At 37.0% G+C, this 21,439-nt stretch carries 23 protein-coding genes; 5 read left to right on the plus strand and 18 right to left on the minus strand.

The features are described from left to right. Positions 1-52 precede the first annotated feature (52 nt). Both KTH84_RS03500 and KTH84_RS03505 read left to right on the plus strand, forming a co-directional pair. Positions 53-1,630, plus strand: a complete 1,578-nt coding sequence (locus tag KTH84_RS03500) for an MFS transporter (RefSeq protein WP_202742002.1) — start codon at positions 53-55, stop codon at positions 1,628-1,630. Next, positions 1,627-2,715, plus strand: coding sequence for an HlyD family secretion protein (locus tag KTH84_RS03505; protein ID WP_262471985.1), 1,089 nt, complete (start codon positions 1,627-1,629; stop codon positions 2,713-2,715). The genes KTH84_RS03500 and KTH84_RS03505 overlap by 4 nt, the downstream gene beginning before the upstream one ends. Before the next feature lie 81 nt (positions 2,716-2,796). Here the strand turns inward: KTH84_RS03505 and KTH84_RS03510 are convergent, their stop codons facing one another. The 3 genes from KTH84_RS03510 to KTH84_RS03520 all read right to left on the minus strand — a co-directional run bounded on the left by KTH84_RS03510 (position 2,797) and on the right by KTH84_RS03520 (position 7,299). Next, a complete protein-coding gene (locus KTH84_RS03510; protein WP_262471986.1) occupies positions 2,797-4,188 on the minus strand; it encodes an amino acid permease in 1,392 nt (463 codons plus the stop codon). 108 nt (positions 4,189-4,296) lie between these two features. Continuing rightward, entirely contained in the window at positions 4,297-5,862 is a 1,566-nt protein-coding gene (locus tag KTH84_RS03515; RefSeq protein ID WP_262471987.1) for a CoA-acylating methylmalonate-semialdehyde dehydrogenase, read from the minus strand. A 54-nt stretch (positions 5,863-5,916) separates the two neighbouring features. Next, entirely contained in the window at positions 5,917-7,299 is a 1,383-nt protein-coding gene (locus KTH84_RS03520) for an aspartate aminotransferase family protein (RefSeq protein WP_262471988.1), read from the minus strand. Positions 7,300-7,395: 96 nt separating this feature from the next. Here KTH84_RS03520 and KTH84_RS03525 point away from each other — a divergent pair, with 96 nt between their 5' ends. Next, complete coding sequence (locus KTH84_RS03525; RefSeq protein ID WP_262471989.1) at positions 7,396-8,313, plus strand: LysR family transcriptional regulator; 918 nt, start codon at positions 7,396-7,398, stop codon at positions 8,311-8,313. Between the two features lie 41 nt (positions 8,314-8,354). Here the strand turns inward: KTH84_RS03525 and KTH84_RS03530 are convergent, their stop codons facing one another. The 3 genes from KTH84_RS03530 to KTH84_RS03540 form a co-directional block, all read right to left on the minus strand. Continuing rightward, on the minus strand, positions 8,355-8,660 hold the full coding sequence (locus KTH84_RS03530) for an energy transducer TonB (RefSeq protein ID WP_262471990.1): 306 nt from the start codon (positions 8,658-8,660) through the stop codon (positions 8,355-8,357). Positions 8,661-8,865: 205 nt separating this feature from the next. Continuing rightward, positions 8,866-9,102: a hypothetical protein gene (locus KTH84_RS03535; protein ID WP_004642900.1), complete on the minus strand. Its 237-nt coding sequence runs from the start codon at positions 9,100-9,102 to the stop codon at positions 8,866-8,868. 337 nt (positions 9,103-9,439) lie between these two features. Further along, positions 9,440-9,649, minus strand: a complete 210-nt coding sequence (locus tag KTH84_RS03540; RefSeq protein ID WP_042896239.1) for a hypothetical protein — start codon at positions 9,647-9,649, stop codon at positions 9,440-9,442. 353 nt (positions 9,650-10,002) lie between these two features. Between KTH84_RS03540 and KTH84_RS03545 the strand changes: the two genes are divergently transcribed. After that, positions 10,003-10,179, plus strand: a complete 177-nt coding sequence (locus KTH84_RS03545; protein ID WP_171253679.1) for a hypothetical protein — start codon at positions 10,003-10,005, stop codon at positions 10,177-10,179. A gap of 277 nt (positions 10,180-10,456) precedes the next feature. Here the strand turns inward: KTH84_RS03545 and KTH84_RS03550 are convergent, their stop codons facing one another. From KTH84_RS03550 to KTH84_RS03590, 9 genes are all read right to left on the minus strand, one after another. Further along, entirely contained in the window at positions 10,457-10,687 is a 231-nt protein-coding gene (locus KTH84_RS03550) for a hypothetical protein (protein ID WP_262471992.1), read from the minus strand. A gap of 404 nt (positions 10,688-11,091) precedes the next feature. Further along, positions 11,092-11,736, minus strand: coding sequence for a hypothetical protein (locus KTH84_RS03555; RefSeq protein WP_262471993.1), 645 nt, complete (start codon positions 11,734-11,736; stop codon positions 11,092-11,094). Positions 11,737-12,122: 386 nt separating this feature from the next. Continuing rightward, positions 12,123-12,263 carry a hypothetical protein gene (locus tag KTH84_RS03560; protein WP_202741994.1) on the minus strand — a complete coding sequence of 47 codons (141 nt, stop codon included), beginning with the start codon at positions 12,261-12,263 and terminating at the stop codon, positions 12,123-12,125. Positions 12,264-12,480: 217 nt separating this feature from the next. Beyond that, positions 12,481-13,194 carry a YegJ family protein gene (locus KTH84_RS03565; protein ID WP_202742477.1) on the minus strand — a complete coding sequence of 238 codons (714 nt, stop codon included), beginning with the start codon at positions 13,192-13,194 and terminating at the stop codon, positions 12,481-12,483. Positions 13,195-13,422: 228 nt separating this feature from the next. Next, a complete protein-coding gene (locus tag KTH84_RS03570) occupies positions 13,423-13,740 on the minus strand; it encodes a hypothetical protein (RefSeq protein WP_316249449.1) in 318 nt (105 codons plus the stop codon). Positions 13,741-13,937: 197 nt separating this feature from the next. Continuing rightward, positions 13,938-14,975, minus strand: a complete 1,038-nt coding sequence (locus tag KTH84_RS03575) for a hypothetical protein (protein WP_262471996.1) — start codon at positions 14,973-14,975, stop codon at positions 13,938-13,940. Between the two features lie 201 nt (positions 14,976-15,176). Then, on the minus strand, positions 15,177-15,722 hold the full coding sequence (locus KTH84_RS03580; protein ID WP_262471997.1) for a TetR/AcrR family transcriptional regulator: 546 nt from the start codon (positions 15,720-15,722) through the stop codon (positions 15,177-15,179). 627 nt (positions 15,723-16,349) lie between these two features. Beyond that, positions 16,350-16,814 (minus strand): DMT family transporter, encoded by a 465-nt coding sequence (locus tag KTH84_RS03585; protein WP_111854014.1) that lies wholly within the window; start codon positions 16,812-16,814, stop codon positions 16,350-16,352. A 9-nt stretch (positions 16,815-16,823) separates the two neighbouring features. Next, positions 16,824-17,258, minus strand: coding sequence for a DMT family transporter (locus KTH84_RS03590; protein WP_004792134.1), 435 nt, complete (start codon positions 17,256-17,258; stop codon positions 16,824-16,826). A 99-nt stretch (positions 17,259-17,357) separates the two neighbouring features. Here KTH84_RS03590 and KTH84_RS03595 point away from each other — a divergent pair, with 99 nt between their 5' ends. Continuing rightward, the gene (locus KTH84_RS03595) at positions 17,358-18,290 is read left to right on the plus strand and encodes a LysR family transcriptional regulator (protein WP_262472000.1); all 933 of its coding nucleotides are present in this window, start codon (positions 17,358-17,360) and stop codon (positions 18,288-18,290) included. Between the two features lie 71 nt (positions 18,291-18,361). Here KTH84_RS03595 and KTH84_RS03600 read toward each other — a convergent pair whose 3' ends face one another. Genes KTH84_RS03600 through KTH84_RS03610 form a run of 3 tightly spaced genes read right to left on the minus strand, consistent with a single transcriptional unit; the run spans position 18,362 to position 21,429 of the window. Beyond that, on the minus strand, positions 18,362-19,237 hold the full coding sequence (locus KTH84_RS03600; protein WP_262472001.1) for a metal-dependent hydrolase: 876 nt from the start codon (positions 19,235-19,237) through the stop codon (positions 18,362-18,364). A gap of 35 nt (positions 19,238-19,272) precedes the next feature. Beyond that, positions 19,273-20,502 carry an NADH:flavin oxidoreductase/NADH oxidase family protein gene (locus KTH84_RS03605; RefSeq protein WP_262472003.1) on the minus strand — a complete coding sequence of 410 codons (1,230 nt, stop codon included), beginning with the start codon at positions 20,500-20,502 and terminating at the stop codon, positions 19,273-19,275. Positions 20,503-20,559: 57 nt separating this feature from the next. Further along, positions 20,560-21,429 (minus strand): metal-dependent hydrolase, encoded by an 870-nt coding sequence (locus KTH84_RS03610; RefSeq protein WP_262472004.1) that lies wholly within the window; start codon positions 21,427-21,429, stop codon positions 20,560-20,562. Positions 21,430-21,439: the final 10 nt, after the last annotated feature.

The following is a 21,439-nucleotide window of genomic DNA, read 5'->3' on the forward strand; positions in this document are numbered from 1 at the left end:
AGTAAATATCTGCTCCGTGCAATGAATTGATGTTTAAGATTTAAGGTAAAAGATGAATACAAAGCCACTCATCGGTTTAGCAGGTGCAATATTTGCTGCAATGACTGTCGAATTTAATAACCGAATCACCAGCATTACCTTAGTCGACATACGTGGAGCTATGGGTATTAGTGTCGACTCGGGTTATTGGGTCAACAGTATTTATGCAAGTGCCATGATTATTGGCATGATACTTTCCACCAGTTGGGCCGTCATTTTTTCTATGCGGAGAGTTCTTCTTTTTGCCATAGGGCTTTGCCTCTTCTCTAGCGTTTTAATTCCTTTTAGCCCCAATATTGAAATATTTTATTTATTGCGCGCCTTGCAAGGCCTTGCCAATGGCCTAACCATTCCTTTGCTCATGGCCTGTGCGCTCAGATTTCTGGGGCCAGATATACGACTATGGGGCTTAGCCTGCTATGCATTAACTGCGACTTTCTTTCCCAACTTAAGTGCTGCGCTTTCTGCTTTTTATTTAGATGTGCTGGGCTGGAAGATGATTTTCTTTCAAACCATTCCTTTTTGTGCCTTAAGTGCTGCGTTGGTTTATTTTGGTATTCCTCAAGATCCTTTAAATTTTTCAAGAATAAAAACTTACGATTGGGCAGGCGCTACTTTAGCGATTATTAGCTTGGCAAGCCTGAGTACCATGTTATTGCATGGCAATCATCTAGATTGGTTCCACTCTAAATTGATTAGTGTATTGGCGTTAATAAGTGCCATTACATTACCGTTATTTTTCATACATGAATGGCGTTCTCCATCCCCATTAATTAAGCCGCAAATGCTCGAAATACGAAATTTTGCTTATGCCATTTTTGCGCTGTTTTGTTTTGTGATTATTGGAATGTCGACAAGTACATTACCGCTCAATTACCTGAGTGCTGTACACGGCTATAAACCGACTCAAACCATGTGGATTGGTTTACAAATTGCGGCATTACAATTTATCTATATTCCCATTGTGGTTAAGCTTTTAAATCAAGCTTGGGTCGACAGCCGCTATGTGCATGGCTTTGGTTTGCTTCTGGTGATTGCAGGCTGCCTAGGTGCAAGCCAACTCGACACAACATGGAACCAAGATCAGTTCTATTTTTGGCATGCAATTTCATGTTTAGGGCAAACCTGTGTAGTGCTCTCGTTACTCATGATGGGTACAAACAGCGTACATCCAACCATGGCAATTTATGCTTCACCGATGATTAATACCCCGCGAGCCATTAGTGGCGTACTTGGTGTTTGTATTTTGGATTGGGTGAACCGAGTACGTGGTGAATATCACTCAACACGACTGATTGAAAATACAGCCCAACATGTTTTTCAAAATATTCAAGGCCCTGTTATTAACCCTCTTACCCCACCTGTACTGACTGAAAATGGCGCAGAACGGGTTTCAGGTGGTTTATCGGCCTTAAATTCTGCGATTCAGGCGCAGCAATCTGTTTTAGTTATTAGCGATCAATATCTGATTTTGGCCGGACTTACCGCAATTTTGTTCATTGTTATGCTGATTTTGCCCGTTAGAACTTACCCGCCACGTATTGCTCTCATTAAGTTAATGAATAGTCATAACTCAGGAAAATCTTTATGAGTACTCTCGAAGCCCAAGATACCACCCACACTGAACCACCCAAGTTAACAAAGGTGCAATATCTCAAAAAGCATTGGGTTATGGTTATCGCATTCATTATTGTTTTAGCATCCATTTTGTGGGTTTTAAAACTTATCTTTTTACCCTCATCGATTATTGAAACAGACGATGCGCGTGTGGATGTAGAGTACTCAACCATTGCCCCAAAAGTGTCTGGTAATATTGAAGAAATTTATATTAAAGATCATCAGACTGTAAAAAAAGGGCAACTTTTAGCACGAATTGATCCACGTGATTATCAAGCTGCTTTGGCGGAAGCTGAATCTAATTATGCGAAGGCACAAGCTGACTTAAGCGAAGCCATGTTAGCCGTGGAAAGACAACCGACAGTTATTCGGGAAACAGAGGCTCAGCTTAGAAAAGTAGAAGCTGGAATTAAACTCACAAAAGATAATACGGCGCGGTATGAGCAATTACAGGCACTCGGTGCCGAGTCGAGATTAATTACACAGCAGTCAAAAACCACATTGACTGAGCAATATGCCGACTTAGACAGCAGCAAAGAAAAAGTAATAGATGCGCAATATCAACTCAACCAATACAAGATTCAGGTACAAGCCAAACAAGCTGCCCTTAAACAGGCACAAGCCGCACTTGATAAAGCAAAACTAAATTTAAGCTATACAGAAGTTCGAGCACCTATTGATGGCATGATTGGTCAAAAGTCTGCCAACGTCGGTAACTTTGTTGGCGCTGGTAATCCATTAATGGTTGTTGTGCCTTTAAATCAAGTCTATGTAGAAGCGAACTTTCGTGAAATTGAGTTAAAACAAATCAAAATCGGACAACCAGTTAAAGTGTATGTCGATGCTTATAATATTGAATTAAAAGGTGTGGTAGACAGCTTCTCTCCATCTACTGGCGCATTTTTCTCTCCAATCTCTGCAACCAATGCGACTGGTAACTTTACTAAAATTGTTCAGCGCCTTCCATTACGCATCAAACTTGTTGAAAATCAAAAAGACGTTAAATTATTACGTCCTGGTTTATCTGTTTTAGTTTCTGTACATACAACTCAGAAATAACTCATTTTTATTTTGGGATAAGAGAAAAAAGAGACCATTTACGGTCTCTTTTTAATTATAAAGAAGCTAATTTTTAAATAATTAATCTAAATTTATGGCAACCGCTCTGGTTGCTTTACGCTTTCGCGTAACGACCAACCCGCAAACAACCACTGCCAAAGTTACGCCCAAAGATAAAGTAGTTTCATAACTATAGGCTGGTGATAAGAACATATAACCTAAAACGGTCATAATGACTAAAATCACAAACCAAGTTAACCATGGGAATAACCACATTTTAAAAGATACGGCTGTGCCCTCTTTTTCCCATTTATGTCTTAAGCGTAATTGTGAAAATGCAATCACCAAATACACCAGTAACGCAATTGAGCCTGTGGTTGAGAGCAAGAACCCAAAGACTTGGCCTGGAAACATATAGTTGACAGCACAGCAGACGACTCCAACCAAAGTAGATAAAAATACAGCCGAAGTCGGTACACCTGCTCCATTAATTTTTGTCACAACTTTTGGGGCTTCCTGACGGGTACCCAAAGCAAATAACATGCGAGATGAGGTATAAACCGCCGCATTCATACAACTTGCAACCGCAATAAATACCACGGCATCCATAATCAGTTTAGTTTCTGGAACATGTAGGCTCATCAATACAAACTGAAAAGTTCCAAACTTTTGTAAATCTGGTGAACGCCAATCGACCAAAGCAACCGCAAGAAAAATCGAAACGACAAAGAATAAAATAATTCGATAAAGCACCAAATTGGTTGCACGTTTAATTTTTTCTTCTGGATTTTTTGATTCAGCAGCAGCAATAGAAAGAATTTCTATTCCAAAAAATGAAAATGCTGAGATTAAAATGGCCGATACAACTCCGCCCATGCCATGTGGCATAAAACCGCCATTTGAAAATAGATTGCCGACACCACTGACATTTTTGGCTAAAGGCCACATTCCAAATACAGCCATTACCCCAATAATAATGAATACTACAATCGCAAAGACTTTAATCAGCGCAAACCAAAACTCAAATTCACCAAAACTTTTGGTACTAAAAAAATTGGCTAGACTAAGTAAAATAATAAAGGCGAATGCATAAATAGCACTAGAAATTTGCGGGAACCAAGCATGTAAAATTTCAGCACCCGCAATCGCTTCAATTGGAATAACCAGCACCCAAAACCACCAATATAACCATCCGATGGTAAACCCAGCCCAAGGTCCAATTGCCTTACGGGCATATGTAGAAAATGAACCTGTATCGGGCTGCGCTACGGCCATTTCGCCCAGCATGCGCATGACTAGAAAAACTAAAATACTTGTAATTATATAAGCGAGTACAGCGGCAGGGCCTGCTTTTGCAATTGCCGCAGAAGAGCCTACAAATAAACCTGCACCAATAACGCCACCAATACTAATCATGGTGACATGTCGATTAGAAAGTCCTTCACTTAATTTTATTGTTTTATCATTGTTCATATTCGATTCCTTCAAATTAACAAACTGATTTTAAAACCGTCTTAAAAATGTACTTCTCCAACTTGTACAAAACAAAAAAGGGAAAATCAGAGTTTTCCCTTTTATTCATCAATTTAATGTAGGCATAGCAAATTGTTTAGATTCACGAAGCTGAGTTGAAGGCCAACGCTGCGTAATAGTTTTACGGCGTGTATAAAAACGCACACCATCTGGCCCGTAAGCATATAAATCACCAAACAATGAACGTTTCCAACCACCAAAACTATGATATGCAACTGGTACAGGTAACGGCACATTGACCCCGACCATCCCCACTTGAATATTGTTGGTAAAATAGCGTGCGGCTTCACCATCACGAGTATAGATACAAGTACCATTGCCATATTCGTGGTCATTAATGAGCTGCATTGCATCTTGCATGGTTTTGACACGAATGACCTGTAAAACAGGACCAAAGATTTCTTGCTGGTAACTGGTCATGTCTGGCGAAACTTGGTCAATTAAAGTCGGCCCAACAAAAAAACCTTTTTCATAACCTGCTGGTTTTGCATCACGACCATCCACAACAATTTTAGCACCTTGTTGCTCTGCACTTTGAATAAAAGCTTGTACTTTATCTTTATGTGCTTGCGTAATGAGCGGTCCGAAGTCATTACGCTCATCTGCATAGTGACCAAACTTCAATTGCTTCATTTCTTGTTTTAATTTTTCAATTACAACATCGGCAACTTCATCACCAATTGCGACAGCCACAGACAATGCCATACAACGTTCGCCCGATGAACCAAATGCCGCACCCAACAAAGAAGTCACTACATTATCAATATCTGCATCCGGCATAATAATCGCGTGATTTTTGGCCCCGCCTAACGCTTGGCAACGCTTACCACTCGCGGTTGCTGTACGGTAAATGTACTCTGCAATTGGGGTTGATCCGACAAAACTAACCGCTTGAATTTTTGGATGATGCAATAGCGCATCAACAGCGTCTTTATCACCATTTACAACATTGAAAACACCATCAGGCAATCCAGCTTGTTTTAATAGTTCAGCTAGAAATAACGCAGCCGACGGAGCTTTTTCTGAAGGCTTTAAAATAAAACAGTTACCGCAAACAATCGCCATTGGGAACATCCACAATGGAACCATTGCTGGAAAGTTAAAAGGAGTAATACCAGCAACCACACCTAGCGGTTGAAATTCACTCCATGAATCAATATCTGGCCCAACATTTTTCGAATATTCACCTTTTAAAAACTCAGGCGCGCCACAAGCATATTCAACATTTTCGATGCCGCGCTGTAATTCACCTTTTGCATCGTGACAAATTTTTCCGTGCTCTTCACCAATCAGCTCACAAATCTTGTCAGCGTTTTCTTCGAGTAACTGCTTAAACTTAAACATCACTCGCGCACGCTTAATGACAGGTGTATCACGCCATGCTGGAAAAGCTTGCTCTGCAATTTGAACCACTTGATTCACTAACTCTGCATCTGCAAGTGCAACTTCTTTGGTACTTTCACCAGTTGCAGGATTATAAACAGGTTGTTTCATGGTGGTTTTAGTGACAAGTCCACCATCAATAAAATGCCCGACTACTTTAACGGTTTGCTGACTTGAATTTGTGTCTGTGTTCGCAACGGCATTGCTGTCAAAATTCTCTAAAGTGTTCATCTTTATTCCTTGTGTCTATTCATCTTTTCCAATTAAGTTTTAAGTCGATCAGTGTTATTTCACTTGATAAATTGCTTCACCTACGGCGTTCATGAGTCGCTGTAACTCTGCCTCTGTGCTATTAAACATTGGGCCAAATTGAAGCGTGTCGCCGCCAAAACGCACATAGAAACCTGCTTTCCAAAGTTGCATGCCAATTTCAAAACCACGAATTGTCGCATCGCCATCACGCGGTGCTAATTGCACAGCACCAATCAGCCCGCAGTTGCGTATATCAATAATGTTTGGAGCGCCTTTTAACTCATGTAAGAGTTTTTCAAAGCTTGGAGCCAATGCAGCGGATTGATGAATTAAATTTTTCTTTTCTAAAACATCGAGTGTTGCTAAAGCAGCCGCACAAGCTACTGGATGCGCCGAATAGGTATAACCATGGGTAAACTCAACAGCATGTTCTGGTAAATCTTGCTGCATAAAGGCATCATAAATTTCGTGGCTTGCAACCACGCCACCGAGTGGAATAGCACCGTTGGTAATTTGTTTGGCAAAATTTAAAATATCTGGTGTAACATCAAAATATTCTGAAGCTGTCCATTTCCCCATGCGCCCAAAACCCGTAATGACTTCATCAAAAATCAGCAAGATATCGTGTTGATCGCAGATTTCTCTTAAGCGTTTTAAATAACCAGTCGGCGGCACAATGCACCCTGCCGAACCAGAAACTGGTTCTACAATAACCGCAGCAATATTAGATGCATCGTGTAGCTCAATTAACTTAAGCATTTCATTGGCAAGCTCTACACCACCAGTTTCAGCACAGCCTTTAGTGAAACTTAAATCGGGCTGTAAGGTGTGGGGCAAATGGTCTACATCCATGAGTTGACCAAACATTTTACGGTTACCACCGATACCACCAAGACTTGTCCCTGCAACGTTGACTCCATGATAGCCACGTGCGCGCCCAATCAACTTGGTTTTGCTTGGTTTGCCTTTAATGCGCCAATAGGCACGTGCCATTTTAACCGCGGTGTCGGCTGACTCTGAACCTGAGTCAGTAAAAAACACATGCTGCAATTTTTCAGGCATGTGTTGAATAATTTTTTCGGCCAACTGGAACGACAATGGATGACCAAATTGAAATGCTGGCGAATAATCAAGCTTTGCCAACTGGGTACTCACGGCTTGTTGAATTTCAGGAAGCGTATGACCTGCACCACAAGTCCATAAACCTGAAAGTGAGTCATAAATTTCACGGCCCGAATCATCAATCAGATATGACCCTTTTGCGCCCACAATCATGCGCGGGTCTTTAGCAAAGTTTCGATTTGCAGAAAAAGGCATCCAATGCGCTTGATAATTTAAGCTCATCTGAGCATTTGATTGAACGGTTTCCGATGCAGAATCACCATCAGTTAATTTGTCGATATCAAACATAATCACTCTTCTTGTTTTGAGGCTATTTTTTGAGTGTACAGAGCGATATAGTTTTGATAAATTCAAATTATCTTGAGTTTAGATTTAAAAAAACAAAACTAAATGAAACCTAAAAAATTAAATCAAGTCACTGATTTTGATATTAAATTACTTAAAATATTTAAAACGGTTTGTGACTGCCATAGCTTTACGTCTGCCGAAAGTATTCTTGGCATTAGCCGATCTGCCATTAGTTTGCATATGAGTGATTTAGAAAATCGTCTGGGCATTCGGCTATGCCAGCGTGGACGCGCAGGGTTTGCCCTAACCGATGAAGGTCGGGAAATTTTAGAATATATAGAAGTGCTTACCGCATCTATCGAAGACTTTCGCTCTAAAGTGAATCAAATGCATAATCGTCTTAAAGGCGAGTTCAACATAGGCATTATTAATAATTTAGTCACCATGCCAAGTGGCTATATTACCAATACGCTGGCACAACTTGCCGAAGAACACTCCGAAGTGATCATTAACATTAGTATGAGTACACTTTCAGATATTGAGTGCCGTGTGCTAGACAACCGTTTACATGCAGGAGCAATTCCTCTTGTTACCCCTTTGTCTGGCCTAGACTATTTTGATTTATATAGAGAAAGTTCTTTTTTATATTGCGGTAAAAACCATCCCTTGTTTGGTCAGTGTAGCAAGATGGATTTAGATGAATTAAAAAAATGGCAAGCTGTGCTCCCCAATTATGCCATCACGCCAGAAGCAGCGAAGTTGCACCAGCTTTTAGACTGTAAAGCGACTGCAAGTGACCGTGAAGGAATTGCATTTTTGATTTTAACCGGAAAATTTCTAGGCTTTTTACCCGACCACTATGCAAAAAAATGGGTTGAAGATGGTTTTATGCAACCAGTTTCTAAGGACAAAATGCTTTACAGTACCCCTATTTGCTTAATTACTCATAAAGGCAAAAACCACAATATTATTTTAAAAACTTTTATGGATATGCTTGAGAAGCGAGTCCTTGGGAATTAAGAAATTAGTTAACAGGTCATGTCTTCAGATAAAAAAATGCTTTAATTCTTTTTAATTTCAGTATCACTAAGTTCAATTTTAAACGGTTGCGTTAGATACATGCGGTCTATATTTATATTGGTTATTGGCTTGAAATGGGCTTCCTTTACAGCCTTAAGTATTTTCTCATCTAAATCTTTAAATCCACTGCTTTTTTTTAAATATTCCTCATGTCGTCCATCTTTGTAAAGCTCAATCAAAACTTCAGCATACGCATATTTCGGTTCAGGATTTAAATCATTTTTATCTTCAGCAAAAACAATGGTATTTGAGAAGGCAAAAACTAAAAATAATAAAATAGCTTTCATAATATGTGATTTTCTTTATTCGTCAAAGTTATACCTTATAAGCTTAACATCATTTATAACCAGTAATAAGATAGACTTATAAGATCTACTATTTAAACATAACTCTCATTTCTCTAATGCATATTTAGAATCATCTGGTGTTTCCAAATTGCTTTGTAGAATAAATTTCACCCAATAAAAAGAGCACCTAAGTGCTCTCTTGATCTTATTGATTTTTGGATAAGGCAAAATTTATTGCCCTGTCATATGCGTGTTCTTGTAGCTCAGTATATACATAGAAATCCTGTTCTGCCTTGGTAACAGGATTAATGAGTTTCATTGCTTCATAACTATGAGTATTTAAATCATTGGGATCAACATCAAATGCTTCTAATTGCTGCTCTCGCCACTCGCCACTTAGAACACCACCCACACAAAGCCATTTTGTTGAATTGTCTGACATATATAGTCCTTATTATTGGAGGTGCTTTTATACCATATCACGATGACCTTTAATTCAGTTTAATTTATCATTCCATCAAAAGAAAAAGCCCCGTGTAGGAGCTGTGTAGCTAAGTTTTTTAGTTCTTGTTGGCGACTAAATTTAATGTACTTTAGATTTAATACATTTTTCTTTAAGCTCTTCCAAAGCTGACAGTAAGATTGGAGCACTCATCATGCTTCTATTGTGCATTCTTTTAGTAGAATGCCAAGACCAAATCAAAGCGGGCTTACTGTGCCGTAAGACGTTCGTCAAATTAAAATCAACTATTAAAAAAACCCACCGAAGTGGGTCATGTTTACTCTATATAATAGCTGTTGCCATCGGAACTGTTGAAAACCAAATTTAAAGTAGGGTAAATACATTCACCTTTTAACAAAATATATTCAACTTTGGGTCTCTGAACTCTAGATGAATGACTGATTTTATTAGTATTTACTTCCGTATAGTTTGCCTGCGCTTTTTTTTCTTTACCTTGGAAATCAATAATTGTAATGTCTTTTAGCATTAATATGCTCCAATTTAATCCTACATATTATGCCCAACGATATTTTTATACTATCAATATTTTGTAGGCAACTAGATTGAATTAATTTTTAAAACTTTATTAATCCCATATCTTGAGAAAATTTATATATGTGTGCTTTATGTACCCCTACTTGAAAGTTGGATACCGTAATTTCAAAATTTAAAGGATAAGACTCAACAGGTTATATATAATTGATTTTATTTATGAAATAAGTCCTCGAGATAAAGATCTTTTCTAGGACATATCAACACATATAAGTCTTACAACTACCGTAATGTAAAGACTTTTAAAGCGTACTATGAATACTCCCTAGTGAAGATAAGAAGATAAAAATGACAGGTTTTAAAAGTTTTTCTCAAAATACAACTAACCACGCCAATATCATTAAAGCTCAAATGAACAAGCATTCTGCATCAACACCACCTACTGAAACTCAGCCTTCACAAGTTCCAGGCACTGTAAAAGATCTGCCTGAGAATAATGAACAACCTGATCCTAATAACAAATAATTTCTTATTAACAGTGCTTTGGAAGTTATTTTGAGGCTCTGCTACTATAAAGAATAAATTAGTGCACTGATTTACTCTACTATTAATTACTTTTATCAATTTGATTTGTTTAGTTATTTAAGAAATTGCAGCCATTCATTCCAGAAAATTGATATGACTAGTCTCTCAGATATGAGGGGCTTTTTTAATTGTTTTTTCACTTAACCAGTATTTAGCCTACTTACTCTAGATAGATTAAGCCCACCAAAATTGGCGGGCTTATTTTTTAATATCTGAATTATGAAAGATATGGATGTTTTTGCGCCAAGTAATCATTCGCTATTTTTGTTGTCTCAGCATAGGTCAACTCCGCACACAGCCAAAATCGATATATATTTTCACCAATAATATAGCTCTGGCGGTTGTATGTTGATTCTTTTGAGGAATTTATTTCACTAGCTTTAAAGAATGTTCCTTCACGGTTATTAACAACTTCACCGTCTAAATCACCACCAATACAAATGAACATTGTAAGAAACCATAAAATTATAAAGATCAGCTTAACACACAAAGTAAAAAGCCCCGCCAATAATCGATATTTAGTGGGGCTTAATTTACGGACTATGCTGTATTTACCTATATCCAAAAAAAATGCTATCGCATTTATGAAATTTAATTAGTAAATGAAAGAAAAACCATTCTCATAAATTTTATCTGTAGGACCATAGTAATATCCTTGACAAACACCTGTTACATCATCTATTGCTCTAAGTGAAAGAATACCGTTCCACTGAAGATCATTAGATCTGCGCAAATGGAATCTCACCTACAAATGTATATTGTTTCCATCCTGTTTACTCTTGAAGTTATTCGGACAATGAGCAGTTGTACTCATTTACTTTGTACCACTAGCGTTTTTAATACCAAAAGCAGTTACAGTCTCCATATCTTGTCGGATCGATTTGTCCTGCAATAAAATGTTCCACCATGAGCATCGACTAAAGGTTTGATAGTCCAATTAACAAATTTAATTTCAATTGGTAGATTTGGATTTTTCCAAAGAGATTGTACTTGATCAACCTTCTTTAAATTTTCAGCAGTACTTTTTCCTTTAACTTCAACAACAATATTCCCATTTTTTTCATTGTAGCTAAGAGTTTGAATGGTATTAAAATAATTTTTTACTAATTTTTGTGCTTTATTTATCTGACCTTTAGCAACTTCCCTGGTTTCTTTAGCGCCATATTGGATATCAATAGGCAAATTACTTTTGGAAATTGCATTTCCTACTGCGACATTTCGTTTCTCATTCTGACCATAACCTTTAACTCTAACCACAATTTTATATGTAGGTGAACTTTCAATATAAATACCAGCTATACGGCCTTTAAATTCTTTTTCAATAACGTCGAGTGCAGAGTCTCGGTTCGCTTCTAAAAATAATGCTTTATTTGCTTCTGCTGTGCTAACGCCATGCAATAAAGAATAACTACGGATGTCCTGCTCAATTCCCTCATTTGATGCAGCAAATGTACAAGATGATGAAATTAAAATTGTTAGTGCTAATATTTTTTTCATTTTTCATCTTATTTTTCAAAAAATAAGGGTTAAATATAACGATATATTGTTTATATAAAAACCAACAAAAAATTAAGCATAGATCCCATACCCTTAAGCATCCCTTTAACAATTCATCATTAAATATACTATTTCTAAGCAAAAATTTAAAAATTACAATTTATAAAACAAAATATTATAAACCGTTAATTTTTGTTTTATTTACACATAATTTCTTTGATCCTATTTATCATCTTAAACTACAGTTTGAATAGATGATCTTCGAATCATCATCTATCACTACGCTCAAGTGGTTATAAATTAAATTTGCTCTAACAGAAATAAACACTACTCCAATAAAAAAGCCCATCTTCCGATGAGCTTCTTAATTAAGATGATTAAATGCATTAGGCTTTAAATTCTGCTAATACAAATTTTTTTACTATTTCATCGAAATTTGGTTTTTGAAGAGTTGGCTTGCCATTTTTTATAGTTTGATACCAATAACTCGCTGCAACCCCCATACTAACCAAAGCTAACAATTTCATTGCTCACCTCACTTATTAGGAAGAGTGGAGTTTAAATTATCATCCACATTTGTAGCAGTCCAACTCGTTTTAGAGAGGTTTCTGTATATTTTTTAAGCAATGTGTAATAAAAAAGCCCACTTTTCGATGGACTTAACTTTTTATGAAAACTGATTTTATTTTTTTCATAAATTTCATTAATTAAAAAACACGCTTAATTAGAGGATCTGGTTCAAAGCTACTTAAGTAAATTTACAATATTGTTCCATCCCATCTTATGAGCCAAATCTAAAGGAGTCATTGATTGATTATTCATTACCAACTTATTAACATTTGAGCTTAAAATTTCTCGGACAAACAAATAATTACCTGCTAAAACTTCACGATGTAGCAATTGATTACCACTTTCATCTTTTTCAGTAATGATTCTGGGGTCTGTATTAATAATGTTGATAAACTGATCTAAGATATTCTTACACATAGGATGTTCATCTAGATTTTCGGGACAATCTTTCTGATCATAAACTAGAAAAATTTCATCAGGATTGCCAAAATCAATCCCCCATGCTTCATCATATTCTTTACGATCTACTGCATTTAAAGTTTTACGATATTCTTGAATCGTAAACCCACCATGAACAGTACCATTAGATAAAAACATCCAATCAACTATAGAGTCAAATTGAAGACTTACGGTTTCACCAGCTTGTACATTATCAATAATATAAGGTTCATTTAACAAAGTTCCTGAAATTGTACTCCCATCAAAACCAATTTGATCAATCCACATATACTCAATCAAAGGTTGATTTTTATCTTCAAGGTTTTCTTGGATAAATGCACATTTCACATAAGCTAGTTCTAGAGCAGGAATAATTCGTCGATATTCCCAATAGAGCTCACGCCAAAAATATTTAAATGTACTTACAGCTTTGTCAAAAGCTAGAATCATTTCTGGAGATTCATTCTTATGCAACTTATTCATATAACCCATATTACAGTTATTTAATATTAAACTTACTTTGTTAACACTATGATAAATTTAAATATCTTAAAATTCCTTCAACTCTGAACAAGAATATTCAAAAAAGAAAAAACACCAAGATCAAATCAAAGTGGGCTTCTTGTGCTGTAAAACCTTTAGCAAAGCACTTTCAAAATAGATTAACTTCTATTTAAACTAATCTTTACACTTAACTTTCAAAATCGCTGCTTTTGTATTCACCGGAATAATCATTCCTGAATTATAGGCAGTGTGATGATTTACAATTTTGTTATTACTATCTAATTCATCAAAACCTTTATTCTTACATACTTCTTCTGCCTTATTGATGAGCTTTGATCGTAAAGCATCCCTTGAACCAAATGCATTGCTTTGAGCATGAAGTTGATAAATTCCAGGATTTATCTCAGCTACAGTAGGCGGAAACATTTGTAGACAGCCTGATAACATGAGTATAACTATTCCCAGACTACTTATTAATTTGATCTTTTTCATTTAACTGATCTTCAAAAATAATTAAGCAAAATAAAGTTTAAAAATGACATATAATTTCAATACTTTTAAAAAGCTTACTTTTTCAAGTGAACTTTACCCTCATGAGTTTTCTACTCACGAATAACGAGCACTATAATTCAAAAAATACTCGCCTATTAAAATTAAATTATCAATTTCGAGAATGAAATCATCTGAAATTAATTCACTAAAGACTGATTAATCAATGATTCAATTTTTTGAGAAGCAACTGAATTATAGTAAGTACATTCATTCTTTGCTTCTTCAATCGCACTTTGGAACGAAATTACATCGATATTATTATTAAATGAATCAAGTGATCTTTCATAACCCGCAATTATAGTCTCAATTGAAGTATTCGGATTCTTTTGCCAATAACCTGAAGCTAATTTATTGCCTATATTCATATAAACCGAAATCGTATAATATTTTGGATCATTTGCCTCTGTATTTAAATAAGCCCACTGTACATTGCCCCATTTTCCAGTAACGGCATTACTTCCTGCTAAAGAGATATAATTTGAAAGGTTATTAACACTAACACCGCTAACAAAAGCCAAGCTATCTGTATTTGTAATTACATAATAAGGTACTGAATAATTTGTTCTTTCAATCTGAAAACATTTCGCTCCTACTGGAAATGTATTTTTCTTGGTTAAAGCTAAAAAATCTTTAAACTGATCACCAATAGGTTCTGGATGAAAAAATACACTTGTAGGAATTTTCTCTGCAAGAAGATTCCAATATACGGCGGTTCTGTCGCTTATTCTAACATTTTTTAAATCAACCCAGCGCCCTTTCTCTTCTACGACAATATTCTTAAAGCCATCTTTGTTATAAGGGGTTTTTCGAAGAGTGGTTCCATCTTGTGAAGTAGATCTTAAAATATACCGTCTATAACCTAATGGATACTTCGTCTCATCTGGTCTATAAAGGCCATCTGTGCTTAACATTAAGCGTCCAATATCTGGTTCAGTACTTTTATCTAACTTAGGATAATCCGCATACCAAATATTTCCATTTCTTGAATTTCTGGTAATCTCAACAAATGTAGTATCAAACTGAATAGATGCCCATTTGTAAGAAGTAGTATTGTCAAACTCTTTACTAAGAATTTCATCTTTTGTTGTGGTAACTGTATCACTACTTCCGCCACCACCACAGCCCACCATAAGACCTGAAAGTAGAAAAAGAAAATTAGTTTTATTAAGTGTCATCAAATTTACTCTTTTTATTGACTGATATAAATTACTTTTAAACATAATAAATTAAAATTTTATTATAAGAAATAATTAATTCTCCGATTTAACTTCCTCATTATCAGGTGTGATGGTAAAAGCTTGTATGAATTAAAATGGATAATCAATTACTAAAAATTAAAGTTATTAATTCGTTTAAATTTTAATGAGTACTAATTTCTATCTGAAAAACCTCCCCACCACTACATCTCTTTCATCCAAACTATTTGAGCTTAAAATCTGAAACATTAAACCATCAATTAAGTTTAAAACCATATTAGCATCAGGTTTTAACGGGCGGTTTTCCAAGCTAAAAACCAGATCAAAAAGCTCTCGAAGCAGCCATTTTCTATACTCAATTGCCATGTGGTAGGCCTGAGGGTAAATCTGTTTAATTTCAAAAATGGCTTTAAGTAATAGATAGTACAGACTATTAAAATTAACATGTAAAACAATAATCTCTTTGAGTTTATCGCTTGAGGTTCGGTAACGGCTTGAGTAAATAATTGCCAGTACTTCTTCTTTCAATCGGCTTTTTTGAAAAGATACGCACCTTTCAATAAGCTGCTCTTTTGAATGAAAGTAGTTATAAAAAGTAGCTTTAGGAATTTTGGATTCTTTGGCGATTAAGTCTACACCCGTATTGTGAAATCCATAGATATTGAACAGCTCTATTGCGGTATGAATAACCTGTAATTTTTTGGAAGATGTTTCTAAAGTTGGCATAGTTTTACCGTTATAAATTCTTGTTGTTTCTAAAAGAGATGAAAAAGCCTGTGCCTTTTCTGGGAGAAAAAAAGGCATAGCAAAGCCATAAAGACTGTGCTTGGCACATCTCAAGTTTTATTGTTGCTAAGTTTTTAGTCGAAACGAATTAAAGTCCGATAAGCCTAATGGCGATCAAGCTTCTTTAAAGTGTTTTAAGTGGTGTCGATATAGCTTTTGGCAAAGACTGCCAAGAAAAAATGAATGTGCAAAGCCAACTCCTTCTATTGGGAGTTCTGCCGAAACATTATAAATTATGGTGGCAGAACGGAAGCAGGTTGACGGACTGGTTTGAACTCCAGCACACTCGAAAGTGTCCCACTCCCGTCCTACCGCTACGGGAGGGAACGAGGGGTGCACACAAAACTATTCCTCAGAAGAAATAATCCTGATGTGGTTCAAATAACGGTCCGTCAAAACCGACTGGCAATGTAGGCCAGCCCGCAAATGGTAATCTGCAATATTTAAGGTGTCAATGTGAAATTGGCTAGAAATTATTTAATTAATTTATTGTTTTTCATTTAATTACACAATTAAGAAAAACCTTAAATATTAACTTAATAAAACGCTCCTGCTTTATAAGCATTGTTAACTGTTAGGTTCAACTTGAGTCGTTTTACTACTTGAATAGATAAAATAAAGAGCAATTGCTAAACAGATGAGTGCGCCCAATCGATATGTTGAAAAAGGCAGAATTTCATTGCCAAACCAACCAAAATTATCAATCAACATACTCATTAAAAGTTGCCCAAAAATCACTGCAACCGTAGCAACTGCCGCCCCTATTCTTTGCACAGCTAAAACCATAATTACAATATAGGGAACGCCACACATTGCTCCGAGCAATTGCCATTTAGGTACATCTAGCAGTGTTAAAGTTTGCTTGGGTTCAAAATAAAAAATAAGCAATGCAGTAATTAAAGCGCCTACCGAAAACGTCAAAAATGCACTACGAAATACGCCAACTTTACTGCCAAGCTGACCATTAATTGCGGCTTGAACACTTAAAAGAGCACCGCCGATGACAGCCAATAAAATCATAAATATTGTCATATTACCCTCTTATGCTTTTGCGACTAATGAAAGTGCGACCACAATAAAAACAAGCGCAAGCACACGTTTACGATCTACTTTTCTATGCGGAGTTCCGAGTAATCCATAATGATCAATAATAAGGCTCTTAAAAACTTGACCAGCCAAAATCCCAATCATGGTCATGGCAATACCAATAATCGGCGCGGTAATGGTGAGAATAATGACGTAGATGGGCCCAATAACCCCACCCAATAACTGCCAAGATGGAAGAGTGAAAAATGAAGGGCTGTTACGTGGACTAAAAAACAGCATCAATAAAAATGTAAGGGCTGCCCCTACTCCAAAAATACTAAAAGTAGCCCACAACTCCCCAACTTCTGTACCTAATGGCCCTAAAAGCCCAGCTTCTACGGATAACCCCATTCCACCTAAAATGGTGAGGAACAGTAATAGAATTTGCATCAAACATTGCCTCATTTTATTTAGGCAATGAATACTAAGGTAGCCAATTCATCAGAAAAATAGCATAATTCATGAATCACTTTTGCATAAATTGCACAGATGAATTTAATTAATTCGATTGATATTCGTACCCTTCGCTTTTTTGTCAGTGTATATAATGCTCAAAACTTCTCTATGGTGGCGAGAAAAGAAGATGTGTCGGCATCGATGATTTCTCGGACTATTCAACAGTTAGAAGATGCTTTAGGGCAGCAACTTTTTTATCGAAATACACGAGCAATCACACCGACCGAATCGGGTAAATTATTTTTTGAATATGCCAAAAGAATTACAGAGCAATTTGATGAAGCTCAAAAGGCATTGCAAGATAAAACAGTAGAACCATCTGGACTGGTCAGAATTAATGCACCCGTATTTTTTGGTCAAAGGCATATTGCGCCATGGTTAGCGGGTTTATCAGAGCGTTATCCAAGGCTTTTAATAGAACTAATTCAGACAGACGAATTTATAGACCCTCTTCGGGATAGTACGGATTTAATTTTTCGTATTGGAACCCTGACAGACTCATCATTTCATGCGCGTATTTTCAGCACACAAAAATATCATTTGGCAGCCTCTCCAACCTACATTGCTAAAAACGGCGCGATTGATCATCCCAAAGAACTCAATAAACATAAATGTTTAGTCTATAAAGGGTTTGAAGGTCCTAACCGTTGGTTAGTTAGAAAGCCAAATCAAGAGTGGATACATTATCCAATTTTACCTTTACTTGCTTCAAATAATGCTGAGAGCTTAATGACGGCCGCACTCAATGGGATGGGAATTGTTTTATTTCCTGACTGGTTAATTGGTGAGGCTTTAAAGCATGGCAAATTAATAAAAATTTTACCGCAATATGAAGCTTCTATTAAATCGCAACCCCAGCACATCGCAGCAATTTATCCTAATGTGCGTCATCCGCCCTTAAACATTCGGGTAATTATTGATTATTTTGCTGAGGTCTACGGCTCGCCACCTTATTGGCAGAATTAATTTTTCTTTTAATTACACAATTAAGAAAAACCTTAAATATTGGCTTAACAATTTACTTTTACAACAGCCTGTTAAGTGACCTGTTTGTAATTACCATCATTTAAAAATGCCAATGCTTGCTCAGTCGATCCCTCATTTAAAGGATTATGATTGGGATTAAAGTATCGCAAGCAGGCACGTATTATATCGTCAATCTTAGGCACACGGTCTTGTCGAGCTGCTCGGAAATAATCTTTGAAACGAAAACGATGTGGTAATTGTGCATCTTGTTCTACTAGATTTTCGACAGCAACATAAGCCAAAACAATAAATAGAGGGAACGTGAAAGCTGCCGCCCCCACTCGAAGTACATTGCTCTTGCTAAAATATCTAAACATTGCATCGGCTACTTCACGGTGCTCTACCTCTTCAGCTCCGTGCCATTGCAATAAGCGTAACATTTCTACATCGACAGGTGCTTGTTGTAGTCCCTCTGCATTGAGAACCCAGTGCCCTAACACTCCCGTCAGATGTTCGGCAGCAGCCACCATTGCTAATCGGGTCGTTAGCCACATCGACTTTAAGCGCGGATGCTTCAATTCATAGCCTAATGGTTTTGGGCCAATCATGTCATTAAATATCCAATTCGTCATCTTGGTATAACGACTTAAATCAATTCCTAACGCCTCTATGTGCCGAGTTCCGAGAGTGTGCCCATAACTATGAGCGCCCTCTTGTTTAATGAAAGCAATTGCTGCCTCTTTAAGTTTTTCATCTTGAATGTAAGGCAATGCATCTCTAAACGTCTGACAAAACCAACGTTCTGGTGCAGGTGTAATCGGGTTAATTGAATTTAATATTTGTGACACTATTGGATCGTCATAAATCCAATGCGTTGGCGTTTCAGTAAAATTAAATACAGGACGTCGCGGGACAATGACATGGTTTTGTCTGATTAAACTATTCATGATAATAAATCCTTATATATCAAAAGTGCTTACCATTAATCCTGAGTCAAAATGTTAAAGCCCATGCGTGGGCCAAAAGCAATCAATGTTCGCACTAAGCCCTTAATCGCTTTGGGTTGTTGCCCACTGCTAATACGGCGAAATTGCGAAGCATGCCAAGCAAGTTGCAAATAGGCATCAACGGGTTTGTATCCAATGGCTGGAATTTTTGCTGGTTTTAATACCGATTTTCCGGTTAACAGTTGTTTTGCTAAATCTGGCTGTACTGCAAAAGGCCGAGCCAATCCAACCAAATCGACCGTACCATTAGCAACAATGTGATTCATAAAATCTACATCACGCAGTCCACCTGTTAACATCAGTGGTAATTTGCTTTGTTTACGAAGTGCGGTGGCATAGTCAATAAAATATGCATCACGTTGAGCAGAACGATCTGGTGCATAGCCTAACTGTGCAGGAGATTCATAATTCCCGCCTGAAATCTCTAATAGGTCGATCCCTTCTGCTTCTAAAGCTAATGCAATTTGTAGAGACTCTTCCTGACTTAAGCCGCCCTTTTGAAAATCGGCAGAGTTGAGTTTTACGCTTAATATTTTGTCTTTGCCTATTGCAGCTCGTACAGCTCGAACCGTTTCAATCAACATACGGCGTCGATTTTCAGGACTTCCTCCCCACCCATCTGTCCGAACGTTGGCCAAAGGTGATAAAAATTGCGAGAGTAAATAACCATGTGCGGCATGTACCTGTACGCCATCAAACCCTGCTTTAACAGCAAGCTCTGCGGTTGTAGCAAAGCGTTTAATTTGCTCCAAAATATCTGCTTCAATCATTGCCCGTGGAATACGAATAATATTCATAGCAGGTAAATCAAGCCCGACTGCTGAGGGCGCGATCGGCTTTTTCAAAAGTGGTAAAACCGCAACACGGCCCGGATGGTTAATCTGCATAATAATTTTGCTGCCGTTGGCCTTAGCAGCCTGAGCCCATAACTTATTTGCTTGTAAAAATTGCTCATCTTGCAAAACGACATTTCGTGGCTCAACAAAAGCACGGTGATCAATCATCACATTGCCCGTAATTAATAGCCCAGTTCCACCTCTTGCCCATGCCGCATAAAGTTGCTGTAAGTCTGTGGTGGGTGAGCCGTGTCGATCAGCTAATTGTTCACTCATAGCCGACTTTGCAATACGGTTGGGTATGGTTATGCCACATACCAATTTTAATGGTTGCTGTAACGGAGAATTTGTAGATGTAGACTGTGCCATAATAATTATTCCTAAAATTGTTTGTTCTGTGAGTACTGCACAAGCATCAACTTTTGATTATTTCAGCAGCTCTTCATTGAAATATTGTTTTTTTAATAAGTTCATCATGACCCGATTGTCATGCTGCCAAGGGTGAAAATCTGCGGAGAAAAAGTCGAGATAATGTCTGCCAATCCGTCTGACTAAGCCTTGTTTTCCAAACAAATAACGGAAACCTTGATAAAGTTCTTTTAAATCTCGTTGTTTACCAGAAGCTCGTAACAGTTCGGTTGTTCCTCTGCTGGTAATGATAAGAAAAGAAAGCGTGGTTTCTATCATGACCAATCGTAAGAAATAAGGTCTATTGACCAAAGACTGATACACATCAAAAGCTACAGCTTTATGTTCTGTTTCTTCAATCGCGTGCCATGCCCAGATTTTTCTGACATGGGTATTAAACAACTCTAAATCTTGAGGTGCGGTACTAATAAAATAGTCAGCTAGAATTGCTGTGAGGTGTTCCATACATACCGTGCAAGCAAGCTGATGAGCTGTAGAGAATTGCTCTTGCATCAAGCGATTCATTTTTTTAAAGCGCTTATAAATTCGGTCTACGGGATAACCCTTTTTGAGCATGACAGAATTCAGTGAATCATGTTCTTTACCGTGATGTGCTTCTTGACCAATAAAGGCACGGACTTGTTTAAGCAGAACAGGATCTTCAATTTTTGCCTGATAATTACGTACACTATGAATAAATTGACGTTCACCATCTGGAAATGCGCTCGATAATGCAGTCAACAACATCGTGAGTAAGGCATTGTTATTAAACCAGAACTCAGGAATTCCATCTGGAAAAGTAAAATCCATTGTTCTTACAGGAATATCAATTGAAGCCGAGATTTTAGAAAAATCTTGTGGTTGTTTTGACTTAAAGAACGCATTCATCTTTATTCTC

The sequence above is a fragment of the Acinetobacter sp. WU_MDCI_Abxb74 genome (assembly GCF_025513915.1).
GTDB lineage: Bacteria > Pseudomonadota > Gammaproteobacteria > Pseudomonadales > Moraxellaceae > Acinetobacter > Acinetobacter calcoaceticus_C.

Bases quoted from the DNA above. Each gene is read 5' to 3' on its own strand.
- KTH84_RS03500 (WP_202742002.1), top strand. From the start codon at position 53: ATGAATACAAAGCCACTCATCGGTTTAGCAGGTGCAATATTTGCTGCA.
- KTH84_RS03505 (WP_262471985.1), top strand. From the start codon at position 1,627: ATGAGTACTCTCGAAGCCCAAGATACCACCCACACTGAACCACCCAAG.
- KTH84_RS03510 (WP_262471986.1), bottom strand. From the start codon at position 4,188: ATGAACAATGATAAAACAATAAAATTAAGTGAAGGACTTTCTAATCGA.
- KTH84_RS03515 (WP_262471987.1), bottom strand. From the start codon at position 5,862: ATGAACACTTTAGAGAATTTTGACAGCAATGCCGTTGCGAACACAGAC.
- KTH84_RS03525 (WP_262471989.1), top strand. From the start codon at position 7,396: ATGAAACCTAAAAAATTAAATCAAGTCACTGATTTTGATATTAAATTA.
- KTH84_RS03530 (WP_262471990.1), bottom strand. From the start codon at position 8,660: ATGAAAGCTATTTTATTATTTTTAGTTTTTGCCTTCTCAAATACCATT.
- KTH84_RS03535 (WP_004642900.1), bottom strand. From the start codon at position 9,102: ATGTCAGACAATTCAACAAAATGGCTTTGTGTGGGTGGTGTTCTAAGT.
- KTH84_RS03540 (WP_042896239.1), bottom strand. From the start codon at position 9,649: ATGCTAAAAGACATTACAATTATTGATTTCCAAGGTAAAGAAAAAAAA.
- KTH84_RS03545 (WP_171253679.1), top strand. From the start codon at position 10,003: ATGACAGGTTTTAAAAGTTTTTCTCAAAATACAACTAACCACGCCAAT.
- KTH84_RS03550 (WP_262471992.1), bottom strand. From the start codon at position 10,687: ATGTTCATTTGTATTGGTGGTGATTTAGACGGTGAAGTTGTTAATAAC.
- KTH84_RS03555 (WP_262471993.1), bottom strand. From the start codon at position 11,736: ATGAAAAAAATATTAGCACTAACAATTTTAATTTCATCATCTTGTACA.
- KTH84_RS03560 (WP_202741994.1), bottom strand. From the start codon at position 12,263: ATGAAATTGTTAGCTTTGGTTAGTATGGGGGTTGCAGCGAGTTATTGG.
- KTH84_RS03565 (WP_202742477.1), bottom strand. From the start codon at position 13,194: ATGATTCTAGCTTTTGACAAAGCTGTAAGTACATTTAAATATTTTTGG.
- KTH84_RS03570 (WP_316249449.1), bottom strand. From the start codon at position 13,740: ATGAAAAAGATCAAATTAATAAGTAGTCTGGGAATAGTTATACTCATG.
- KTH84_RS03575 (WP_262471996.1), bottom strand. From the start codon at position 14,975: ATGACACTTAATAAAACTAATTTTCTTTTTCTACTTTCAGGTCTTATG.
- KTH84_RS03580 (WP_262471997.1), bottom strand. From the start codon at position 15,722: ATGCCAACTTTAGAAACATCTTCCAAAAAATTACAGGTTATTCATACC.
- KTH84_RS03585 (WP_111854014.1), bottom strand. From the start codon at position 16,814: ATGACAATATTTATGATTTTATTGGCTGTCATCGGCGGTGCTCTTTTA.
- KTH84_RS03590 (WP_004792134.1), bottom strand. From the start codon at position 17,258: ATGCAAATTCTATTACTGTTCCTCACCATTTTAGGTGGAATGGGGTTA.
- KTH84_RS03595 (WP_262472000.1), top strand. From the start codon at position 17,358: ATGAATTTAATTAATTCGATTGATATTCGTACCCTTCGCTTTTTTGTC.
- KTH84_RS03600 (WP_262472001.1), bottom strand. From the start codon at position 19,237: ATGAATAGTTTAATCAGACAAAACCATGTCATTGTCCCGCGACGTCCT.
- KTH84_RS03605 (WP_262472003.1), bottom strand. From the start codon at position 20,502: ATGGCACAGTCTACATCTACAAATTCTCCGTTACAGCAACCATTAAAA.
- KTH84_RS03610 (WP_262472004.1), bottom strand. From the start codon at position 21,429: ATGAATGCGTTCTTTAAGTCAAAACAACCACAAGATTTTTCTAAAATC.